Annotated in this window: 19 protein-coding genes; 15 read left to right on the forward strand and 4 right to left on the reverse strand. The window is 50.3% G+C overall.

Features of this window, described 5'->3' with window-relative positions:
• Window position 1: 1 nt before the first annotated feature.
• The 8 genes from ACAN56_RS16245 to ACAN56_RS16280 all read left to right on the forward strand — a co-directional run bounded on the left by ACAN56_RS16245 (window position 2) and on the right by ACAN56_RS16280 (window position 5497).
• Window positions 2-1006, forward strand: a complete 1005-nt coding sequence (locus ACAN56_RS16245; RefSeq protein ID WP_038586600.1) for an ABC transporter permease — start codon at window positions 2-4, stop codon at window positions 1004-1006.
• Between the two features lie 11 nt (window positions 1007-1017).
• Entirely contained in the window at window positions 1018-1911 is an 894-nt protein-coding gene (gene nikC, locus ACAN56_RS16250) for a nickel transporter permease (protein ID WP_038586603.1), read from the forward strand.
• Window positions 1912-2122: 211 nt separating this feature from the next.
• Entirely contained in the window at window positions 2123-2905 is a 783-nt protein-coding gene (gene modA, locus ACAN56_RS16255) for a molybdate ABC transporter substrate-binding protein (RefSeq protein WP_379144134.1), read from the forward strand.
• A 31-nt stretch (window positions 2906-2936) separates the two neighbouring features.
• Window positions 2937-3599, forward strand: a complete 663-nt coding sequence (modB, locus tag ACAN56_RS16260) for a molybdate ABC transporter permease subunit (protein ID WP_038586608.1) — start codon at window positions 2937-2939, stop codon at window positions 3597-3599.
• Window positions 3600-3779: 180 nt separating this feature from the next.
• Complete coding sequence (locus tag ACAN56_RS16265) at window positions 3780-4346, forward strand: RNA polymerase sigma factor (protein ID WP_379144137.1); 567 nt, start codon at window positions 3780-3782, stop codon at window positions 4344-4346.
• Window positions 4346-4657 (forward strand): hypothetical protein, encoded by a 312-nt coding sequence (locus ACAN56_RS16270; RefSeq protein WP_342438579.1) that lies wholly within the window; start codon window positions 4346-4348, stop codon window positions 4655-4657. Before ACAN56_RS16265 ends, ACAN56_RS16270 begins: the two co-directional genes overlap by 1 nt.
• A 64-nt stretch (window positions 4658-4721) precedes the next feature.
• A complete protein-coding gene (locus tag ACAN56_RS16275; RefSeq protein ID WP_379144141.1) occupies window positions 4722-5105 on the forward strand; it encodes a hypothetical protein in 384 nt (127 codons plus the stop codon).
• Between the two features lie 5 nt (window positions 5106-5110).
• Window positions 5111-5497, forward strand: a complete 387-nt coding sequence (locus ACAN56_RS16280) for a hypothetical protein (protein ID WP_038586619.1) — start codon at window positions 5111-5113, stop codon at window positions 5495-5497.
• Window positions 5498-5522: 25 nt separating this feature from the next.
• Here ACAN56_RS16280 and ACAN56_RS16285 read toward each other — a convergent pair whose 3' ends face one another.
• Together ACAN56_RS16285 and ACAN56_RS16290 are read right to left on the reverse strand one after the other, a co-directional pair.
• Window positions 5523-6530 (reverse strand): helix-turn-helix transcriptional regulator, encoded by a 1008-nt coding sequence (locus ACAN56_RS16285; RefSeq protein WP_379144144.1) that lies wholly within the window; start codon window positions 6528-6530, stop codon window positions 5523-5525.
• Window positions 6531-6651: 121 nt separating this feature from the next.
• A complete protein-coding gene (locus tag ACAN56_RS16290; RefSeq protein ID WP_379144318.1) occupies window positions 6652-7425 on the reverse strand; it encodes a polysaccharide deacetylase family protein in 774 nt (257 codons plus the stop codon).
• A gap of 195 nt (window positions 7426-7620) precedes the next feature.
• On the opposite strand from ACAN56_RS16290, the gene ACAN56_RS16295 reads away from it, so the two are divergent.
• From ACAN56_RS16295 to ACAN56_RS16305, 3 genes are all read left to right on the forward strand, one after another.
• Window positions 7621-9030 (forward strand): deoxyguanosinetriphosphate triphosphohydrolase family protein, encoded by a 1410-nt coding sequence (locus ACAN56_RS16295; RefSeq protein ID WP_038586625.1) that lies wholly within the window; start codon window positions 7621-7623, stop codon window positions 9028-9030.
• Between the two features lie 418 nt (window positions 9031-9448).
• The gene (locus ACAN56_RS16300; RefSeq protein WP_379144146.1) at window positions 9449-13741 is read left to right on the forward strand and encodes a glycosyl hydrolase; all 4293 of its coding nucleotides are present in this window, start codon (window positions 9449-9451) and stop codon (window positions 13739-13741) included.
• A gap of 270 nt (window positions 13742-14011) precedes the next feature.
• The gene (locus ACAN56_RS16305; RefSeq protein ID WP_379144149.1) at window positions 14012-15787 is read left to right on the forward strand and encodes a methyl-accepting chemotaxis protein; all 1776 of its coding nucleotides are present in this window, start codon (window positions 14012-14014) and stop codon (window positions 15785-15787) included.
• A gap of 140 nt (window positions 15788-15927) precedes the next feature.
• Here the strand turns inward: ACAN56_RS16305 and ACAN56_RS16310 are convergent, their stop codons facing one another.
• Complete coding sequence (locus ACAN56_RS16310; protein WP_038586632.1) at window positions 15928-16884, reverse strand: D-2-hydroxyacid dehydrogenase; 957 nt, start codon at window positions 16882-16884, stop codon at window positions 15928-15930.
• 126 nt (window positions 16885-17010) lie between these two features.
• Here ACAN56_RS16310 and thpR point away from each other — a divergent pair, with 126 nt between their 5' ends.
• The 3 genes from thpR to ACAN56_RS16325 all read left to right on the forward strand — a co-directional run bounded on the left by thpR (window position 17011) and on the right by ACAN56_RS16325 (window position 19358).
• Entirely contained in the window at window positions 17011-17580 is a 570-nt protein-coding gene (gene thpR, locus ACAN56_RS16315) for an RNA 2',3'-cyclic phosphodiesterase (protein ID WP_379144152.1), read from the forward strand.
• Window positions 17581-17662: 82 nt separating this feature from the next.
• Window positions 17663-18553 (forward strand): cell wall hydrolase, encoded by an 891-nt coding sequence (locus ACAN56_RS16320; protein WP_038586635.1) that lies wholly within the window; start codon window positions 17663-17665, stop codon window positions 18551-18553.
• Between the two features lie 121 nt (window positions 18554-18674).
• Window positions 18675-19358, forward strand: a complete 684-nt coding sequence (locus ACAN56_RS16325; RefSeq protein WP_038586637.1) for a metal-dependent hydrolase — start codon at window positions 18675-18677, stop codon at window positions 19356-19358.
• Window positions 19359-19463: 105 nt separating this feature from the next.
• On the opposite strand, the gene ACAN56_RS16330 is transcribed toward ACAN56_RS16325, so the two are convergent.
• Window positions 19464-20651 (reverse strand): UDP-N-acetylglucosamine--LPS N-acetylglucosamine transferase, encoded by a 1188-nt coding sequence (locus tag ACAN56_RS16330; RefSeq protein WP_038586640.1) that lies wholly within the window; start codon window positions 20649-20651, stop codon window positions 19464-19466.
• Between the two features lie 394 nt (window positions 20652-21045).
• Here ACAN56_RS16330 and ACAN56_RS16335 point away from each other — a divergent pair, with 394 nt between their 5' ends.
• The gene (locus tag ACAN56_RS16335; RefSeq protein ID WP_038586643.1) at window positions 21046-21627 is read left to right on the forward strand and encodes a TetR/AcrR family transcriptional regulator; all 582 of its coding nucleotides are present in this window, start codon (window positions 21046-21048) and stop codon (window positions 21625-21627) included.
• Window positions 21628-21706: the final 79 nt, after the last annotated feature.

Genomic DNA, 21706 nt, shown 5'->3' on the forward strand with positions numbered 1-21706 from the left:
TTTGAACTCCTACCTATTAAAACGTGTAATGGTTTTAATCCCGGTGCTGATTGGGATGACAATCATTGTCTTCTCTATTATCCATGCGATTCCGGGAGATCCGGCAGAGACGATTCTGGGACAAAAGGCAACGGAGCAGTCCAAGCAGGCGCTGCGGGAACAACTGGGTCTCGACAAGCCATGGCTGCAGCAGTATTTCAATTATATGGGCGATTTGCTGCAAGGCGATTTGGGTACCTCGATCCGTACCAAAACGCCAATCGCCAAAGAAATTATGCCTTATCTGGCCGCTACCCTGGAACTTACGGCGGCGAGTATGCTGTTCGCCACTGTTGTGGGAGTCAATGCCGGTATTCTAAGCGCCTGGCGGCAAAATTCATGGTTTGATTATACCGCAATGATTATAGCGCTCATTGGTGTGTCCATGCCGATTTTCTGGCTTGGTCTGATGGAGCAGCTGTTATTCTCGCTGAAATTACACTGGCTGCCCTCCATAGGCAGGATGGACCAGCGCAATCCGGTGGAGAGCATCACCAATCTCTACGTGATTGATACGATACTGGCAGGCCGCTGGGACCAGTTGTGGACGGTTGTTAAACATCTGATCCTGCCAAGCATTGCACTGGGCACGATTCCGATGGCGATTATCGCCCGGATGACCCGCTCCAGCATGCTGGAGGTAATGAATTCGGACTACATCCGTACGGCAAAAGCCAAAGGGTTATCGCAATTTCTCGTAGTATACAAGCATGCGCTCAAAAATTCGCTGATTCCTGTATTGACTGTGGTGGGGCTGCAGACAGGCGCTCTGCTCGGCGGGGCGGTGCTGACAGAGACGATCTTTGCATGGCCGGGTGTGGGAAGATATATATTTGAGGCGATCAGCTCGCGTGACTATCCTGTCATTCAGACTGGCATTCTGATTATTGCTTTTATTTTCGTAATCATTAATCTGCTTGTGGATCTGCTCTATGCCGTCGTTGATCCACGCATCAATTACAAGTGAGGGGTGAATCTGTGGCACAGGCAACAGTTAACGTAACGCCCCCGAAGGTGCCTGCCGAAAAGGGCTCCGGACCTTGGCATGATGCGTGGAGGGCATTCCGCAAGAACAAGACGGCTATGCTCGGGCTCTGTATTATTTTGTTTTTCGTGCTGATTGCGCTGTTTGCTCCGCTTATCGCGCCGTATAGCTTCAAGGAGCAGGAGCTGGTGAACCGGCTGAAGGCACCGTCGGCTGACCATTGGTTCGGCACGGACGATCTGGGAAGAGATCTGTTCAGCCGGGTCCTGTACGGTGCCCGTATCTCGCTTTGGGTCGGGTTCTCTTCAGTGATCGGTTCTATTATTGTCGGCACGTTTCTGGGGGTTCTAGCCGGATTCTATGGCAAGTGGGTAGACATGCTGATCTCCAGAATGTTTGATATCCTCTTGGCTTTTCCGAGTATTCTGCTCGCGATTGCAATTGTGGCCATACTCGGACCCTCTCTGCGGAATGCGCTGCTCGCCATTGCGATTGTTAATATCCCGACCTATGGAAGACTCGTGCGGGCCAAGGTGCTCAGCTTGAAGTCGGAGGAATACATCACGGCGGCAAGAGCGATCGGGATGACGAATACGCGTATTCTGCTGACTCATATTCTGCCGAACAGCCTGACGCCGATCATTGTACAGGGGACGCTGGGCATCGCAACGGCCATTATCGAAGCGGCAGCCCTCGGCTTCCTTGGCCTTGGTGCGCAGCCGCCTGATCCGGAATGGGGCAAGATGCTCTCCGATTCGCGCCAGTTCATTCAGAAAGCGCCATGGACGGTCATTTTTCCGGGGATGTCAATCATGTTGACTGTACTCGGATTCAACCTGATGGGAGACGGACTGCGCGATGTGCTTGATCCGCGGATGAAGAGTTAAAATAACGAAGTCCAGGGAAGCCCTTAGGCGTTTACACGCCTGGGGGCTTTTTTGCTATGAAGCCCATTATAAATAAAAATGTATGTTAAGGTGTAATCTGTATCAATCATAACTAAATATAAGCAAACATAACCAAACGTATAGAAAAACGAAAAAAGGTATGCTAGAATATCATCTAAATATACAAGATATATAAATGGGAGGAATGGAAATGTTCAAGAAATTAGCGTTGGTTGTCATGACTGTAATGCTTGCTGTGGGCTTGTCGGCAATACCTGAGAGACAGGCAGAGGCGGCGAAGAAGAAAACCGAAATTATTGTATCTGCCGCAGCCAGCCTGCAGGACAGTCTTGACAAGATTGCCGTTCTTTATGAGAAGCAGCATCCTGATATCGACCTCGTCTTTAACTATGGCGCTTCCGGTACATTGCAGAAGCAGATTGAACAAGGCGCTCCGGCCGATCTGTTCTTCTCAGCAGGAGATAAGCAAATGACAGCGCTGGTGGATGGCAAACTCATTTCAGACCATACGGAACTTCTAAAGAATCGGCTGGTTCTCATTGTGCCTTCGGATTCCAAAGCCAAGATTACAACAATCACACAGCTTACAGATAAAACGTTCAAGAAGGTTGCTGTCGGACAACCGGAATCGGTGCCGGCGGGCCAATATGCGCAGCAGTCATTGACTGCGAAGAATGTATGGGACACGCTGCAGAGTAAACTGGTATTCGCCAAGGATGTCCGCCAGGTGCTCTCCTACGTGGAAACAGGCAATGCTGATGCCGGATTTGTGTATAAGACGGATGCCCTAACCTCCAAGAAAGTGAAGATCGCCCTTACTGTAGGGGCACAGGTGCACAAAGCAATCAATTATCCGGTCGGGATCGTTAAGGATTCCAAACATCAGGCAGAGGCCAAAGCATTCTATAACTACGTGCAAGCCAAGGCGGCAAGCGATATTTTTACCGGCTACGGCTTTCAGCTTGCCAAGTAATTCTAATCGAACTTAAGCGGGGTGAAAGCGGATGGAGATCAATTGGACTGATTTTTTCGCCCCGGTCTGGCTTTCGGTCAAAATCTCTGTAATCACGAGCATCATCGTATTCCTTCTGGCAACCTTCGCGGCCAAAAAGATGGCGGGCCGGAGGTTCCCCGGATACAGTCTGGTCGAGACCATTCTGCTGCTGCCGCTTGTACTGCCCCCTACCGTGGTCGGCTTTGTGCTTCTGGTCATTTTGGGACGTCGGAGCTGGATTGGCAGGTTGTATGAGCAGTTCACAGAGCATACCATTCTCTTTACCTGGGGGGCTGCCGTTATTGCTGCGGTGGTTGTGGCCTTTCCGCTGGTCTACCGGACCGTTAAGGCCGGATTTGAGGATGTGGAAAAGGATCTTGAGGATGCGGCGCGTGCGCAGGGTGCCAGTGAACTGCAGGTACTGCGTTATGTAACGCTGCCGCTTGCCAGCCGTTCTCTGGCTGCAGGGTATGTGCTCGGCTTTGCCCGCGGGCTTGGCGAATTTGGAGCTACGATCATGGTAGCAGGCAATATTCCCGGCCGTACACAGACGGTGCCCACCGCCATATATGTGGCCGTCGACGGCGGCGACATGACGCTCGCCTGGATGTGGGTATGCTCGATTATCGTAATCTCAGCCGTTATGCTGATGTTTGTCAATCGCCGTTCTTGAATCGAAGTATACGGATAACCTCCGGTTTTGCCATCAAGCATCATGGCGAGACCGGAGGTTATTTACTATGATCATAGAGAGAACAGAACATTTGAGGACGGCTAATAAATGATTATGTGAAATTTCGAACAAAGCCTGGAGTTCATTCGTAATGTTAATTGAAAGGGTGGGCGGGGGCACATGATTACCGATAAACAACTCATTGAAGGTTGCCGGTCCGGCCGCCGTGAAATGCTGGGACTGCTCGTCGACAGATACAAGGATGATTTGTACCGGTTTTGCCGCCACCTTACCCTGAATGCCCAGGATGCCGAGGACCTGTTTCAGGAGGTGTGGGTCCGGGTCATCCGCAAGCTGGAGAAATATGATTGTGAGCGTTCCTTTAAAGCCTGGCTGTTTCAGGTTACGGTCAATCTGCATAGGGACCGCTACCGCAGATGGAAAAAATTCCAGCACCGTTTTCTGGGTGAGGCATCTTTCCAGGCGGATTTCCTGAACATCCGGGATTCCTCGCCTCTCACGGAAGAGGCCTTGCTGCGGAATGAACAGAACGCCGAGCTGGAGCAAGGGCTGCGTGCGTTATCCAAGCGGTATTTGGCGCCGCTGGTTCTCTATTATTACAACGAATTCAGCTATGAGGAGATTGCGGAGATGCTTGGCATTCCCGTGGGAACGGTCAAGTCAAGGCTCAATCAAGGGAAGAAGCTGCTGCAAACCTCCATGCAGCATGTAAAGGAGGAAACGTGATGAATGAAGAGGAAGCGCAGGATCAGCTGCTAAGCCAATATTTTAATGAACCGGCCCTGGCTCCTCCCCGGCTTGTTGCGGATACGCTCCGGAAAATAACGGCTGCAGAAAGATTGGGAAGAAGTATTATCGCTGTCGTGGGGATTCAAGTTATTGTGCTAATGCTGCTGGGAGCCTGCGTGCTGACAGGTCCTCTTCCCCTGCTATGGAAGCTGGCCCTTCTGCTGGCCTTCGGTCTCGTTCAGACATCTGCTGCCGCAGCGCTGCTGTTCTGCCTGTCCGGCAGATCGGGTGCAGCAGCCCGGGCATGACTTTTCAGGTATATGGGGCAGGCGGACACCAGACATCCGCATTATTCTCAAAGGAGGACGGCATATGAAGAGACATAAGCCGCTTGGCAAATTGCTTTTTTGGGTTCTTACAACCGGCTTCTTGCTTACTCTGGCCTTAATGGGATATTGGATGTTTCCCTATATGTCGGATGTCCTTAGCGAGGAACGTGGCTGGTTTTTGTTTATGGGGCTGGCTGTGCTGCTGCTCATTGGTTTGAATGGAGCTATAGCCGTATTCATCTACAGGGATGCTTCGCGTATGGGGATGAACACCTGGTTGTGGATGACTGCTGTAATCTACATTCCCAATTTAATCGGGCTGCTGATCTACTTTGTGGTCAGACAGCAGCACAAAAGAGATGGCGGCGTGAGTGCTCAAGAGGAATATTGCCCGCATTGCGGGCACATGATTAGAACCGGGGAGTGAATGAAATGAACAAAAAGTGGAGCTTGCTGATACTCGCAGTACTGACATCAGCTTTGCTGCTTACGGGCTGCGAAAAAAGGCTGATGTTCGTTGGATCAAGCAGTGGTAAACAAATTAAGGCATCCTATAAGCTGCTGTCAGGTACGGAAACGAAGACGCTGAAGCTCAAAGAAGGGGAAACTCTGCTGCTGGATTATACCTCCAAAGTGGATAAAGGCAAGCTGTCCATGAAGCTGTATGATCCCGATCATGAGCTTGTGAAAGAGCTTCGTACGAATGAGGCTGCAGAAGAGAAGGTGGAGATTGAAAAGGACGGCAAATACAAGCTCGAAATTGTCGGTACCGCGACCAAAGGAAGTTATAAAATCCTATATTCCACTGAAGCCGAGTAGGAAGGGCCGTCTGGCTGCGTTCTACTTAAGTCTCGTAAATGACCCTTCCGGTATCGGTAAGGTCATAGCCGTGAATGGAGCTGAGTTCGTTCTTGAAAGCCGATGACCGTAAAATGTCGATGACTGTCCCGATCCATTGCTCATGCTCCGGCTTCTTGATCATTACAAGATCATAACGCTCCTGAATGAGCGGAATGAATTCAATGCCGTCAATAATCTTGGCGGCTTTTTCTGTGCCGATGCCGACGTCAGCCTCACCCCGTGCCACCATTCCGGCTACAGCCAAATGGCTGTTCTCTATAGTGTCATAACCGCTTAACTGGGCGGATTGGATACTGTGCAGGCGCAGCTGCTCGTCCAGCAGCACCCGCGCACCGGAGCCGCGCTCGCGGTTAATCAGCCGGAGGCCCTTCTGCTGGAGATCCGACCAGTCACAGATGCCCTTCGGATTGCCCTTTAGCACGTAAAATCCTGCACTTCGCGCCAGCATATGCACCACTACATAGGAGAAGCCGACAAGCAGCTTGCGGATATAGGGCAGGTTATATTCTCCTGTATCTCCGTCTAACAGGTGGGTGCTGACAATGTCAGACTCCCCATGATACATCGCAATCAGGCTGTCCAGACTGCCGGCATAGGAACGAAGCGGCCGGGAAGAGGGCTGGCTGCGCTCCAGGTGGGTAGCCAGAATGTCCAGCGACATATCCTGTCCGGTAATGACCACATTGACTCCGGCGGATTTACCGGTAAACGCAGGCGGCTGGGAAAAGTGCAGCGGTGCTGTAAAAGTGGCTGGCGGCAGCGCAAAGGGAGTATGGGGTAATGCGGCTGCATCACCAGCAGGCGGACCGGCCGAAGCTCCGCTGCGCGAATTCTGCTTGTAGGCCTCCAGATCGGAGAGGTCGACACGCATTTGCTTACCGACACGGTAAGAGGGCAGCTCGCCCTTTTTGATCAAATCATAAACCTTGAGCTTGGATATCTTCAATAACCGGGCGATTTCCTCGGTAGTATAGGAAGTGTTCTCAGACATGGATAAAGCCTCCTAAAGGATGGACTGCAGCAGCGATCATAAAGTCATAATAATAGCTCAAGACTACCTTATTTTGAGGTCAATCGCAATTAAAGAGCCACGGAGAGGCCGGCAAAAGTATTCAAAAAGCAAGATGTCGGCCTTGCTTCACCTGCTGTGCATCGGATAATTCAATCAGTTCGGAAACGGTGACGAACCGGAAGCCCCGTTTTGCAAGCTCGGGCAGGATGATTTTGAGCGCTTCGCCCGTCTGCGACTGTCCGTGTACATAATCATGGAACAGTACGATATCGCCGTTTTTTGCATTGCGGATGACTTTGCTGTAGATACTCCACACGCCAGGACGGTTCCAGTCGCGGGTATCCTGATGCCAGGACCACAGCACCGGCTTGAGGCCCATATTGTTGGATACATCAATCAGCGTATCATCGTACATGCCGCCAGGCGGTCTGAACAGGCTGCTGTGTTTGCCTGAGATCTTTATGATTTCCTTTTCGGTCAACTCCAGCTCCTGCAGAATCTGCTGCTCGGAAATAGGCTTCTTGAAATACACATGGTTGTAAGTATGGTTAGCCAGCTCATGCCCCTCGGCAATCACCTGCTTGGCTACCTCGGGATAGGCGGCGATTTTTTTGCCGATAGCAAAAAAGGTGCATTTGGCATTGTATTTATGCAGTACATCCAGAATCTGAATGGTCTCGGAAGGATCGGGTCCGTCGTCGAAGGTCAGTGCTATTACTTTTTGACTGGTGGGAACTTCCCAGATCATGTCTCCTCGCTGCTCATAATAATAGCGGTTTTTAATATTTGGACTGGCTAGTGCGATGTTAGTAAGCCCAAGCAGAAGCATGAATGCTGTTATTGTGGTATAGGTTATTCTGCGGCCTGTTTTCATAAGATTCACCTTTCACTCCATACATGACCCCTGGCAAAGGTACCGGGTTATTTTGCTTTAGAATGCTCCATGCACCTTACAAACTATTCACTGCGGCCGGGCAGTTGCTCAACTTTCTATTTTAGAGTGAAAGTTCTGCCTAAAATGACTTATAATGAAGTACTAAATACAGATCAATGGATAGGGGCAGCGGATATGACACTTATTGAGAAAAGAGAGCATCGGCAATATCCGGAGATTACCCGACTGGAAACCTCTAGAGCCGCATATGAGCGCGATTATTCGCGCCTGATTCATTCGCCGACTTTTCGCCGGCTGCAAGGCAAATCACAGGTGTTCGGCGCCGGAACCGGCGATTATTACCGCACGCGCCTGACTCATTCCCTGGAAGTAGCACAAATTGCCCGTGAAGCCGCCAAGAGCCTGCTGCGCTCTTACCCGGAGGTGGAAACGGGGCAGGCGGACAACCCGGGTCTTGTAATCGATCCCGAAGTGGTGGAATGTGCAGCCATCGCGCATGATTTCGGCCACCCGCCATTCGGCCACAAAGGGGAAGAAGTGCTCGATAATATTTTGGAGCAGCTTGTGGCCAAAAAGACTGAGGAGGAAGCGCTGAAATCCGGCGCGGGTCCGCTGCAGAGGCAGACGATCCACGAAAATCTGAAACGGCAATATGAGCATTTTGAGGGCAATGCCCATAATTTCCGGCTGATCATGTTTCTGGAGAAGCGCGAGAACATCGACGGCCTGAACCTTTCCGACGCAGTGCTGCTGGGTATCAACAAGTATCCTTTTCCCGGCACGGTACTCAAGAAAGGCATGTATCTTCATGAATGGGATTATATCAGGGAAGTCCGCAAGGAATGGGGGGTGCCGGAAGGCAAGAAGACGCTGGAAGCCCAACTTATGGACCTCTGCGACGACATCGCCTATTCCGCCCATGATTTGGAGGATGGCATAAAGGCCGGCAAAATCGAGGTCCATGAGCACTTTATGCATGATGCCTATATCCAGCGGCTGATCGTCGAGAAGATTACCACGCTGGAGGATTTGTTCTGGGAAGGCTGGAAGTCAGAGGCTATCCATGCCAAAGTCGAAGAGGTGCTGAGCTCATTCCTGCGGGTATGGATGGAGAAAATGCCGACCTGTGAAAATGATTACTCCCGCACCCGGCGTGAGGTTAAAGCCTACTGGGTCAGCACCTTTGTCGCCAGCTTAGGCGTGATTCACGACGGAGACTGGAAGAAGGTCACCTTTATCAAGGAGGACAAAGAGGATGAGGACATGCTGCGGACGGTCAGTGTGCTCAAAAGCTTCGCCTGGGTCACGATGATTCGCGACCTGCGTGTGCAGCGGCTGCAGAAACGCAGCGAGTGGATTTTGCGGCGGCTTTGGGGCGCATTCCTCGATCCTGAAACGTCGAAGGCGATTATCCCGAGTGACTGGCTGCAGCGCTTTGAGAAGGATCAGCGGTCGCAGAGGCCGATCTGGACGTGGGAGCATATGGTGATTGATTATATTGCCGGAATGACAGATGCTTTTGCCGAGAAAATCTACAATGAGCTTTATGGTCTGAAGGTCGGTTCTATTTACGATCTGGACTAGGACAGGCAAAGCTTGGATAAGAAGACTAAGAAACGCTAAGAATGCTACCTTTTAACATAAACAGGGCTCTCCAGGGAGTCCTGTTTATGCGTTTTCTGGTCTTTGCTTTTGATTTCTGGTCCCTGTTTTAGAATTCTGGTCTTTCGTTGCTGTATGTTGTTATTTTTTTGTTATTATATATTTGGTGATGATATGAATGAGTGTAGTTGATTTTTAATTTCTGGAGTACCTAAATAATCCTTGTTAATTAAGGTTTTTTGTTTATGTGGTGTGAGAAAAAGTTTTGGATTGAAAGAATCAAGATTAAATTTAAAGTATTTATTTAATTTTGTTATTGTTTATTTATTATAATAATGCTAATATTACCGGGGAGTTATCGTTATAATTGAAAGCCCTTACACAAAAGGAGGATGAAGTCTTGAAGAAGTTTAAGAAGAGTTTCCTGCTGTTTCTTACGGCCCTCATGATGTTTTCGATGGCTGTACCTGCACTGGCCGGCAATGCCCGCCAGGAAAAACTTGCAACCCACTGGGCCAAAGAGAGCATCGCGAAATGGCAGGGGAATGGAGTGCTGCAAGGATATCCGGACGGCAGCTTTAAGCCCGATAACAATGTTACCCGCGCTGAGATGACGAGTATTATTAACAAGCTTTTCGGATTTAGTGCCTTGCCCGAATCCAATTTCTCGGATGTGCCGGCAGGCGCATGGTATGCCAAAGATCTGGCTGTAGCGAAGCAGGCCGGTTATTATAAAGGCTTCCCGGACAACAAAGCGAAAGCGGATACAAAGTTGACCCGCCAGGATACTGCTGTATTGCTCGCTTCGGTCTTTTCGCTTACACCGGGCAATGGCGCTGCTGCTCTTGCTTTTACGGACAGTGCCGGCATCAGCCTGTATGCGAATGAGGCGATCCAGGCGCTGCAGGGGACTTTGAATGGTTATCCGGACGGATCCTTCCGGCCTGACCGCCTTATCACAAGAGCAGAATTGCTCAGCATTGTCGACAGGCTGGTCAGCCGCTACTATCACGAGGCTGGAACGGTTGCCGGGGGCGACATTCAGGGCAATGTTCTGATCAACCGCAGCGGAGTACTGCTAAAGGATGCCCGTATCTCGGGGAATCTGTATTTGGCCCCTGGCATTGAGAGCGGAGAAGCCACTCTGGAGAATGTAACTGTTCAAGGCGCGGTTTATATTTCCGGTGGTGAGAATTCGATTCATTTCAACAACTCCAAGCTGGCGTTGGTCAACCTGAATCGTCCGGGCGGGAAAGTCGGCATCATTGCTGAAGGCCATACAACGATTGCTCAGCTGGCTGTTGAAAGCGCTGCAATTCTTGAGGTGGGCGCAGAAGCGGAGATTGCTGAGGTTGTCATCGGCAGCGGTGCTTCCGATACGGCGGTAACAGGCAAGGGGACAATCAGCAAGCTTGATGTTCGTGCTTCTTCTGTCAGTTTTAACGGGCAAGCATTGACGACTGGAACCTTCTCGGTAAGAAATGGCGGTTTTACGACCTCTGGCAGTACAACAAACGGAGCCGCCACCGGAACCGTATCCGGCTCTAATGGTTCAGGCAGCACTGGAGGAGGTGGAACTGGGACGCCTGCCGTTACCGTCAACATTGCTGACCCGGCTGCATCCGCCGCAACGAAATCCCTGTTCGCTTATCTGGATGAAACCAGCGGCAAACAGATTATGTTCGGGCATCAGCATGATACGACCGTATCTTTTGCCGGCAAGGATAAAGCGGGGACTGTAATCTCGGATGTGTACAGCTCGGTAGGCGATTATCCGGCTGTGTTTGGCTGGGATACGCTCAGCCTGGACGGATACGAAGCTCCTCCCGGAGTGAGCGGGAATCATGAAGCCAGCAGGCTGGGTCTCACCGCTGCGATGAAGCAGGCACATGAGCTGGGCGGTATCTTGACGCTGAGCACGCATCCTTATAATTTTGTGACTGGCGGAAGCTTTAATGATACGGGCAATTCCCCCGGGGCAGCCTCATCGGTAGTGGCACGTATTCTGCCGGGCGGTGATAAGAACAGCGGATTCAATACCTATCTCGACCGGATTGCCGACTTCGCGAGCAATCTCAAAGATGACGACGGCAACCTGATTCCGGTGTTGTTCCGTCCGTTCCATGAGCAGAATGGAGGCTGGTTCTGGTGGGGGGCGGCAACGACTACAAAAAGCGAATATGCTGAGCTGTACCGATACACCGTTGAATATCTGCGGGACATTAAGGGAGTCCACAACTTCCTGTATGTATTTTCCCCGAATGGTCCGTTTAACGGCAACGAAAGTGAATATTTGACGACTTATCCGGGCGATCAATATGTGGATATTCTCGGTATGGACCAATACGACAACAAGGACAACGCAGGTTCCGAGTCTTTTCTGAATGGCCTTGTGAAAGATTTGAAGATGATTTCCGGCCTGGCTCAGGATAAGGGTAAGATTGTGACCCTCTCGGAATACGGATACAGCGCCGCAGGAATGAAAACAACGGGAAATAATGAGCTGCAGTGGTTTACGAAGTTATTGAACGCCATCAAGGCGGATCCGGATGCGGCGAAGATTTCCTACATGCTGACCTGGGCCAACTTTGGCGAAGGCAATAATCTGTATGTTCCTTACAAGAATGTTCCGAATAAAGCCGATCACGAGCTTCTTCCGGACTTTGTGAATTTCTATAATGATGCTGCTACTGCCTTTGCGGGGGATGTGAAGGATGACAACAAGTATTCCCGTGCGGTCAATGTTGCAGTGAAAGAACCGTTTCTGCATATCGTTACACCGAATAATATCGGTACAGTAACTGAGGGCACGACAGTCATCCGTTCGAAAACGGCTAATTTCACACCGGTTAAGGTCACTTATACAATCGGAAAGTCCACAGTTGAACAAGAAATGACACTGGGAGCGGACGGCTATTACGCTGCGGTCTGGCAGCCGGATTCCAGCTTGAACGGCAGTTCCACCGACATTACGGTAAAAGCTTATGGACCGGGTGACACGCTGCTTACGCAAAGCATCTCCGTATTTGTGAAGATCGGCGAGGTGCCGGTAAAAGAGATCAAGTTCAACACGGCTGATGATCTGCAGCTCATCCAGAACAATGGCAGCTGGTCCGCTCTAGCTGGAAACGGCGAGACGATCAAGACGGAGTTCAAGCATGCGGTTCTGGACGGAGACGGAAAGCTGAATCTGAATATCTCGGAAGGATTGGCCTCCGGGGATACCTGGCAGGAGCTGAAGCTGCAGCTTACATCTGCGGCACTGGACGGGGTAGACCTGGCCAAAGTGGGCCGTGTGAAATTCAATCTGCTGATTCCTGAATCTGCCCAGAATGAAACCGGAAATGCCGCTATCCGCGGCGTTGTTCAACTTCCGGAAGATTGGAATACCAAGTATGGCATGGATTCCAGTTATAAAACGTTATCCAGCCTGGAAAAAGTAACGGTGGACGGCTCGTCATACTACAGGTTTGCTGCCTCTATTGACTTAGATAATGCCGAGAAGTCTGCAGCGGCAGCCGGTCTGGCCATTTCCATTGTAGGGAGCGGACTGGTCTCTGAAGGAGCTCTGCCTATTTATGTAGATGATATCAGCCTTTACAATACCTACCGTGCGCCGGTAGCAGACCATGCGCTGGTGGATGATTATGAATCCTACGGTGCAAGCGATGATGCACTTGCGGCAAAATATCCTAAAGCCGGCGGCGACGATGTCAGCGTAGCTTTAAGCGCGGAACGCAAAAATACCGGCGGTTATGGATTGAAAATGCACTATAGCATTGATAGTGCCGGTTATACGGGAATCGGTAAGAACCTTGGTTCCCTGGATTGGTCCACTTACAACGCGGTCAGTCTGTGGGTTGCTTCCGACGGCAGCAGCTCTTACGCGGAAAAGGGAGAGCCGCTCAAGCTGGTTGTCCAGCTGGTCATTGACGGCGGATATTTCGAAGCTTATCCCGTGATTACTCCGGATCAGAACGGACAGGTTGTATTAAGCCTGAAGAATTTGACCGAAATGAGCTGGGGCAAAGGCGGTGCGCTCACAGAGGAAAGACTGAAGCAGGTGCAAAACTTCAATCTGTATGTGAACGCTATGGATGGGCAGTCCCATAAAGGTGTTCTATACTTTGATGACATTAAAGCGGTATATGACCCGGCACTTCCGGATATGTCCGGGGAAACTGGCGGACAGCCGGATGCGCATGCGCCTGGAGTTCTGTACCAGTTCAGAAGCGCTGAAGATATCACAGGCTGGGTGACGGCAAATGATGATCAAGCGGGCGCCAAAGCTCCGGAATTTTCGGAGGAGGAGCAGGCGGTTGGCGTTCAGTTCGATCAGGTTGACAACGGCTCCTTTGAACTCGCTGTAGATCCGGTGAAGCTGAATATTGCGGGTCTCCATACGATAAACGCAAAGGTCAAACTGTCGGGCGGCGCGGCTAAAGCGCGCTTGTTCATCAAGACAGGAGCTGGCTGGGTATGGTCGGACAGCGGAGCGCCCCTAACAGTGGACTCCAAAGGGTATACAACTTTGAGTATTTCGTTGCCGTCCGCCGCTGAAGCAGCAGGGGTTGACCTGACTGCCGTAAAGACGATCGGCATCAAGCTTGAAGGGATCACAAACGGCGAAGGAACGGCGGAGTTGTATCTGCAGGAAGTGATGCTTGCCGCAGCCGGGGCAGATATTGATTAACCGGTTTCAAATGAATAAGGCTAAAGACTCAAGGTGAAAGCCAGCAGACTCAGCGGCGTTGCAGAAGACCCGAAGCCCCTATACGGTGCGCTTTGGGTCTTTTGGTATGTTCTAAAGAGACAGCAATGAATATCTTACATTATATAAATTTCTCATTTCAATCTGCCGAAATAAAAGGTAGATCTGTTTGTTTGCCCATTCTTGAAAATGAAATGTAACAGATTGGAATTACATGTAAGGTTTTCGGAAAAGTTTGAGGAGGATGCGCAAATGAGAAAGGATCTGGGACTTAAGGGATCTGTACACAAATTCGTTAATGGGACATTGAAGGGGGTAACATCCAGGGGGAAGCAAAGCATAGGCTTCAAAATAGCTTCCGGGTACGTTGTTTTGGCTTTGCTGGTCTTGATTATCGGAGGAACCTCCCTCTATTTAATGAACGGTATGCAAAAGAATACCGGAAATATTGTTGAACAAATGGTCCCTGCGCTGGAAGAAATACATAATGTCAATTATTACACCGAACATATCATGGCGGTCAGTATGCAGCATATTTTAAGCACCGATGCTGCACAGAAAAAGAAGCTGGAAGCAGAACGTGACCAATTTATCCGTAAAGTGGCCGAATCTATGACCAACTATAGAAATACGCTGCGGGACAAGGATCAGAAGGAGCTGCTGCAGTCGCTGAATCATAAATGGGATGAATTTATGACTATTAACAACCAGGCGATCAAGCAGAGCGGTGCAGGCGACGAAGAACTGGCACTGGAGGTCTCGCAAAAAGGGATTACGGCGTTTAATTCGATGCAGACCGATATGGATGCTCTGGTTGATCTCAGCCAGAAAGCCGCATCTGAAGAGGGCGAGCGTTCCGTTGAGATTTTTCATACTTCCATTATTGTGAATCTGATTACTGTAGTGGTAGTGCTGGTTGTGATCGGTCTGATTAATATGGTTATCCGGTGCACAATCATCAATCCGCTGAAGCAGGTAACCGTTCATTTGCAACAAATATCAGGCGGTGATTTGACGTCAGAGGATACCTTGATCGCAAATCAGGATGAAATCGGTTTGCTTGCCAGGACGGTAAACGATACGAACCGGACATTGCTGGAGATTGTGAGTCAGATCCGTAGTGTTTCCAGTATTATCGCGCGGCAGGGGGATGAGCTGGTCCGCAATATTTCCGATACAAAGGAGGGCAGCCAGCAGATTGCCCTTACCATGGAGGAGTTGGCCAAAGCTTCTGGAAGCCAGGCGGAGGCAGCTGTAGAAGCATCCAAAGCGATAGAGGATCTGAATATGCTGATTGAGGCCTTTGCAGTCAAAGGAATGGATCTGTCGCTTCATTCCGGGCAGGTGCGGACAAAGGGTGACAGAGGCAAGCAATTAATGGAGAGCTCAGTGGCACAAATGGGGCAAATCGCCGAAGCCGTATCACAATCCATGGAAACGGTGGAGGAGCTGAACCGCAAGAATGAGGGGATCTTCCGGCTGGTTGGCTCGATCCGCAGCATTTCCGAACAGACGCATCTCCTGGCAATCAACGCTGCGATTGAAGCAGCCAGAGCCGGAGACAGCGGGCGCGGATTTGCGGTTGTGGCGCAAGAGGTGCGGAAGCTTTCGGAGGAAGTGCAGCGGACGGTATCGGAAATCACCGGGATTACGCAAGGCATTCAGCTGGACTCCAAAGAGGTGGTCGAGCATTTGCGCATGGGGGTCATGAGGACAGAAGAAGGCAGCCGGCAAATTGCTGAGACAGGCGAAGCTTTGGATGACATCAACAAATCGGTGCATGTGATGTCCGGCACCATTGAAGAGATGGGCGGTAATCTTCAGCAGATGACCGCAGCAAGCGAAACGATGAACGAGTTCAGCCAGCATATTTCAGCCCTAGCCCAGCAATCGGCGGCAGGTGTGGAAGAAACCTCAGCTTCGGCCCACGAGCAGCTCAGCGCCACCAATGAAGTTGCAGCTGGCATAGGGCAGTTGAAAACACTGCTGACCGAGCTTAGTGAATCGGTAACTCGTTTTCAGGTATAAGAAGACAGCCCCTCACGGGTTCATTTACGCAAGGAGTAAATGTGCCTGTGAGGGGCTGTTTGTGCTTGTACTTGTTATAAATGTGACGGCAGAAGCTTGCTGCACGTTGTTTGGCCGCCAGTCAATAGAGTGAGCTGCCGTCAGTACTGGCGGCTATAGTCAACCCTATTGCGCGAAGGGGCGCCATCTTGCAGATAGGACTGCAGGTTGTCTGTGAAAATATCAACAACGCGGTCGGCATACCGGTCTGTTGTGCCGGCACAGTGCGGGGTGATTACCACCTGCTCCATTCCCCATAACGGATGATCCTGCGGCAGGGGTTCGGTCTCAAAGACATCCAGCCCCGCTCCGGCCAACTGGCCGCTCTTCAGCGCGGCCATCAAGTCTTCGGTATGGGTGGTGGCTCCCCGGCCGATGTTGATATAATAAGCGCCTTGCTTGCAGTTGGAGAAGATTTCCGCATTAAACAACCCTTGTGTTTCGTCGGTGAGCGGCAGCGTGTTGATCACGAAATCGCCTTGGCGGACTGCGTCAGGCAGCTCGTCAGTGGTGTAGACCTGGTCAAAATCGGCAACCGGTTTACCGGAACGGCTTATGCCGATGGTCTTCATCCGGAAAGCCTTGGCGATTCTTGCCGTTTCACTGCCGATGGAGCCGGTGCCGGCAATGACGGCTGTTTTGCCGGTTAATTCACTTTCATTGCCTTCCGAATGCCAGCGGCGGTTCTGCTGGTTGCGTACGGCTGTATGCAAATTACGGGTGAAGAGCAGCATAAAGCCAAAGATTACAGCTGTGATCGGCTCGGCGTGAACGCCACTGGCGTTCGTGAGCAGGATTCCGCGCTCCTCCAAACGATCAAGCGGGAGTTTCTCAACACCAGCCGACCAAGTCTGAACCCAACGCAGCGGTGAATCCGGCCGCAGCAGCGTGTCGCTGATGCCCTTGCCCCAGCCGATTACAATTTCTGCATTGGCCAGAAGCTCCAAATCCGGGTTTTTGGCGTTTCCTAGTGTGAGGGTATAACCTGGGGCGGCGTCGAGAATAAGCTTCTGCTGCTGGGATGTAAGGGGCTGTAAACAAACAATGGATTTCGTCATGATGGTTCCCTCCCGTTATACTTTTTTATAGGATTGGCTGATAATGTATAGAATAAGGATAACAAATCTGTCTGGAAAGGTGAAATTTTTATGGAGCGTAATAGGTCTGAGCGAGATATGGAGCGCTTGTTTATTGCCGTAAAAGTCCCTTCAAACCTGAGTGGATTATTGGAAAAAGAGTCTGAAAAATGCTCCGCAAAGCTGAAATTTGCAAAATGGACACATTCTGAAGATTATCATATTACCCTGCAGTTTCTCGGTGACACACCCAGAAAAGAAATTCCTGCACTTCTCAAAGCGCTCGAGGAAATATCCGGAAAGAGCAAGCCGTTTCGATTAAGCTTGGAGAACTGGGGGACCTTTGGTCTTCCGCATGCGCCTAAGGTGCTCTGGGCAGGGGTTTCCGGCGAGCTTGCGAGACTTGGGGAACTGCAGCGGGACGTGGTTAATGCGACTTCTGGCTTGGGTTTTAAAGCCGAGACAAGGGAGTACAATCCCCATATTACCCTGGCCCGGAAATACCGGGGCGAGCAGCCCTTCAGCGCCGAAGAGCTGCCGGATTTACGCCACTGTGGAGGAGAAAAGGAGAACAATTGTTCGGAAAAGGACTGGACGGTAGATGCTTTTGTGGTGTATGCTACTAGAATGCATGCCATTCCTATGTATGAAATGATTGAAAAATTGACATTTTTCTAAATTAAAATCGACAAGAAAGTTTTCAAAGCTTCCATTTTCGGTTACATACAATAGGAATGTGCCGTAAAATAGGAGGTAAAAAATGGTTATTTTTAAACAAAATCGCTGTATTGCGCTGCTCGTTGGCGTTATTCTAGTGTGTTTCTCTTCAATAAGCCTGATGAACTCCGAGCGTGTATCAGAGGGCAAAAATACAGTACCAATGAATAAATTACAGACAACCCATGCATCTGCCGCATCTGTCCTGTCGCATCCTGCCACAACCGGCGCCAAGAGGATAACCGAAACACCCAAACCCATGCTCTACACCACAGTTGCTGGTCTGAGGCTTAACTGGAACAGCAACCCAGCCGTGAATTGGTTCACTCCCGATAAGCTGAAGCCGCAAAGCGCAGCCAAGAAGGTAACCATTCAGACTAAGGCTACTGTGGTGAAGGCACCGCCGGCAACAGCGCAGAAAGCGCTCGGACAGGCGGCAGCCAAGGGGAGCCAGACCGTAAAACAATCGAAAACGGCATCTCAGCAACATCCCCCCGCTAAATTGTTCTTCTCCCGGACGCAGTTATTAAGCCAGGAACAGCAAGCGCAAGCAACCTGGAGCTACGCCGTATCCGATGAAGACCTGCTACTGCTGCAAAAAATCGTTATGGCAGAAGCAGAAGGCGAACCGTACCAGGGCAAGGTGGCAGTTGCCAACGTTGTTCTGAACCGGCTGCGGTCAGCCAATTTTCCCGACACCATTTATAAGGTCATTTATCAGAAAAGCCAGTTCAGTCCTGTGGCAAACGGGCGTCTTAAACGTGTCAAACCTAATAAGGACAGCATTAAAGCGGTAAATGCTGCGCTCTCTGGAGTTAAAGAGGTGACGGATGATACGTATTTCTTCCTGTCGCTGAAGCTGGCACAGGATCTGACGGTCCACCATTCGCAGGAGTACGCCAAGACCATCGGCAATCATACCTTTTATAAATAATTTGATTTCAAAGAACGAGAAGCATAATTCCGCAAAACTTAGCGAATGCTTTCGAAGCCAGTTTTGCTGCACAGCCATTCCAAGAAGTATAATTCCGCAAAACTTTTAGGAGGATCACTCTATGAAAATCACCTATTACGGTCATTCGGCGCTGCTTGTTGAGACGGAGGAAGTCAAGGTTATTATTGATCCTTTTTTGTCGGGAAATCCGAATTCGGGGATCTCACCCGATGAGCTTTCGGTCGATGCTGTTCTGCTCACCCACGGACATTCCGATCATTTTGGAGATGCGCTGGAGATTGCCGCGAAGAATGACTGTCCGATCTTTGCTGTCTATGAACTGGCAGAATATTGCCGCATCAAAGGTGCGCAGGTCAAACACATGAATACCGGCGGCAGCCATACCTATAAAGGAATCACCGTGAAATATACCCAGGCCTTTCATTCCTCCTCCATTACAGAAGGGGATACCTGGATTTATGCCGGACAACCGGCGGGCATTCTGCTCACCATCGGAGGCAAAACCTTATTTCATGCCGGAGACACGGCGTTGTTCGGAGATATGCGTCTGATCGGAGAACGAAACGCCATTGATATAGCGGCGCTGCCTATCGGGGACATGCTTACGATGGGGCCTGACGATGCGCTGCTGGCGGCAAGATGGCTTCGTGCGGACAAAGTGATTCCGCTGCATTACAATACATTTCCGGCGATTGCCCAGGATGGCGCAGAGTTCTGTGACCGGCTGCGGCAGGAGGGGATTCAGGGCTATCCGCTGCAAGCAGGGGAAAGTATGGAAATCTAAACTCCTGCTGACGGTATAATAAAAGAACCCCCAATCCATACTTTAACGGATTGGAGGTTCTTTTGGCTTTACAGTTCAGGCAGAGCTGGCGGCAAACATTCGAGCTTAAGGGGTAACATAGACGGCCTCTTCATTGCGGGCCGGTGTCCGCGCTCCCCGCAAATCGGTTCTTCCATCAGCCGGTTTGCCCAGCAGCTGCAGTACCGTAGAGGCGCAATTATGCGGTTGCTGGCGCTCTGGAGCCAGCCGGCGCTTCCGCAGCTCCTCCAGTCCGGCATATTCACGCAGCAGGAGGGAGAACCATTTGTCCACGACATTCGAATCCAGCACCTCGGCTAAGCCAAGCTCCACGAAATACTGGCAATTCTTCTCTTCCTGGCCGGGAATAGCGCTGTAGAAGAGCATCGGTATTCCTTTGGCCTGGCCTTCCGTGCAGGTCATTCCACCGGGCTTCGTAATCAGCAGATCGGAGGCGTCCATCAGCTTGTTGATTTCACTGCTGTAACCAAGTATCCTCACGTTGGGATGGTTCAGCAGGGGATTGGCCTGCATCTTGGCCACAAGCTTGTCGTTGCTGCCCATGCAGAAGATCAGCTGGATATCATCCATTCGGGCCGTGAGCGAGTCCATAACATCCTTGCCGAACATGAGTCCCCAGCCTCCGCCCATAATGAGCACGGTAGGAATATCGGCGAGCCCGAGTTCCTTGCGGAGCTGCGTCTTGTTGGAACGCTCCCAGAACTTCGGATGCACCGGTATGCCGGTGACCGTCACAAGCTCGGGAGATACCCCGCGGCCGGTCAGAATTGATTTTACCCGTGGAGTAGAGACTAGATACCGGTCAGCTTCAGCGTTGACCCAGGTGGCGTGTGCGTCATAATCCGTTATGAGTGTAAAGAGCGGGACATTCAGCCCTTGCCGCTTCAACCTCGAAATGACGGCTGCGGGAATGGGATGTGTGCAAATAATTAAATCCGGCTTAAGTTGCTCGATAACCTGTAAGGCATGTGTATAAAAAACCCGGTGAAGCGCCAGCTTCGTCAACCGGTTCAGTGATTTATTGTATTGGGTCTTATACATCATGCCAACCAGCTTGGGCTGGCTGCTGACTGTTTTACGGTAAGCGGAAAGAATCCAAGGAGCGACCGTAGGATTCAGGAATTTTCCCAGCTCGATGACCCGGCATTGTACATCCGGATTCAACAGCTTTATTCCTTCGGCGAGAGCATAGGCTGCCCCTGTATGGCCCGTGCCGAAGCCTTCCGAAAACAGCAGTACTCTTTTCTTTCGCATAAGTTCACCTGCTACTTTCCTTCATAGGTAGAATTGCGGGTTCTCTTCTTTGGCGGATTGGAGATACCTCTATATAATCATCTCTTCTATTATACAGCGAAATTAGCTGTTAATCTCATAATATAAGACTATGTGTGTCCGGCCATTCTATTCTTCCATTTCCCGCAGGGAAACCGCCCTTTTTCAAAGACGAGACAGATGTTTCTTCTTACATTATACAGATAAGACGTAAATAGAAAGTTAAATCACTGCAATAAATTAAAAAAATATACATTGGTTAAAGTATTGCAAACGCGGAGGCATCATGTTAAAGTAAGTAATGACCGAATGACCGGATTAGTAAAATGGTCAAAATGCGGTTACAGCGATATTTCCGAGGAAAGGGAGTGTACGGGTGGCTGTGGTAGATCGAAGGCAGCAGGTGCTTAAAGCCGCGACGAAATGTTTTTCATTATTTGGCTATAAGGCAACTACAATGGATCAAGTCGCCAAGATTGCGAATGTGGGAAAAGGAACGATTTATACCTTTTTCACGAATAAGGAGCAGCTGTTCGATGAAATCCTGCGTGATGTCATTGTCGAAATGAAAAAAATCGCCGAGCGGGAAATCAAAAAGGATAAGCCTTTTTTTGATAACCTGCACAGGGTTCTGGATGCTTTGCTGGAATTTCGAAGCGAACACGAGCTGTTCATTAAGCTTTCCCAGGAAAGTCGCGATTTCGGAACGCCGCAGGCTGGTGAAGGACTCGACAAGATCGAGAGTGTTGTGCTTGACTATTTGAAACGGGAGGTGGAACAGGCGATTCGTCAAGGCGAAATCAAACCTTGCGACCCCAAGATCGTATCTGTTGTAATGTTTAGACTTTACATTGTGCTGACTGCTGAACTTAACAAGGTGCATGTGCCTTTGAACAAAGAGCAAATCAAACATTATTTTCACTTGTTCTTGTCCGAAGGGCTGGCAACAGCAAAGTAAGGTTTGGAGCTGGAATAGGGATGGCATCGTCAACCGTCTGCTTTCCCTGGATGTTCTTTTATTTAGACGGCAGTGGTAA

Source organism: Paenibacillus paludis, assembly GCF_042610515.1.
Lineage (GTDB): Bacteria > Bacillota > Bacilli > Paenibacillales > Paenibacillaceae > Paenibacillus_AQ.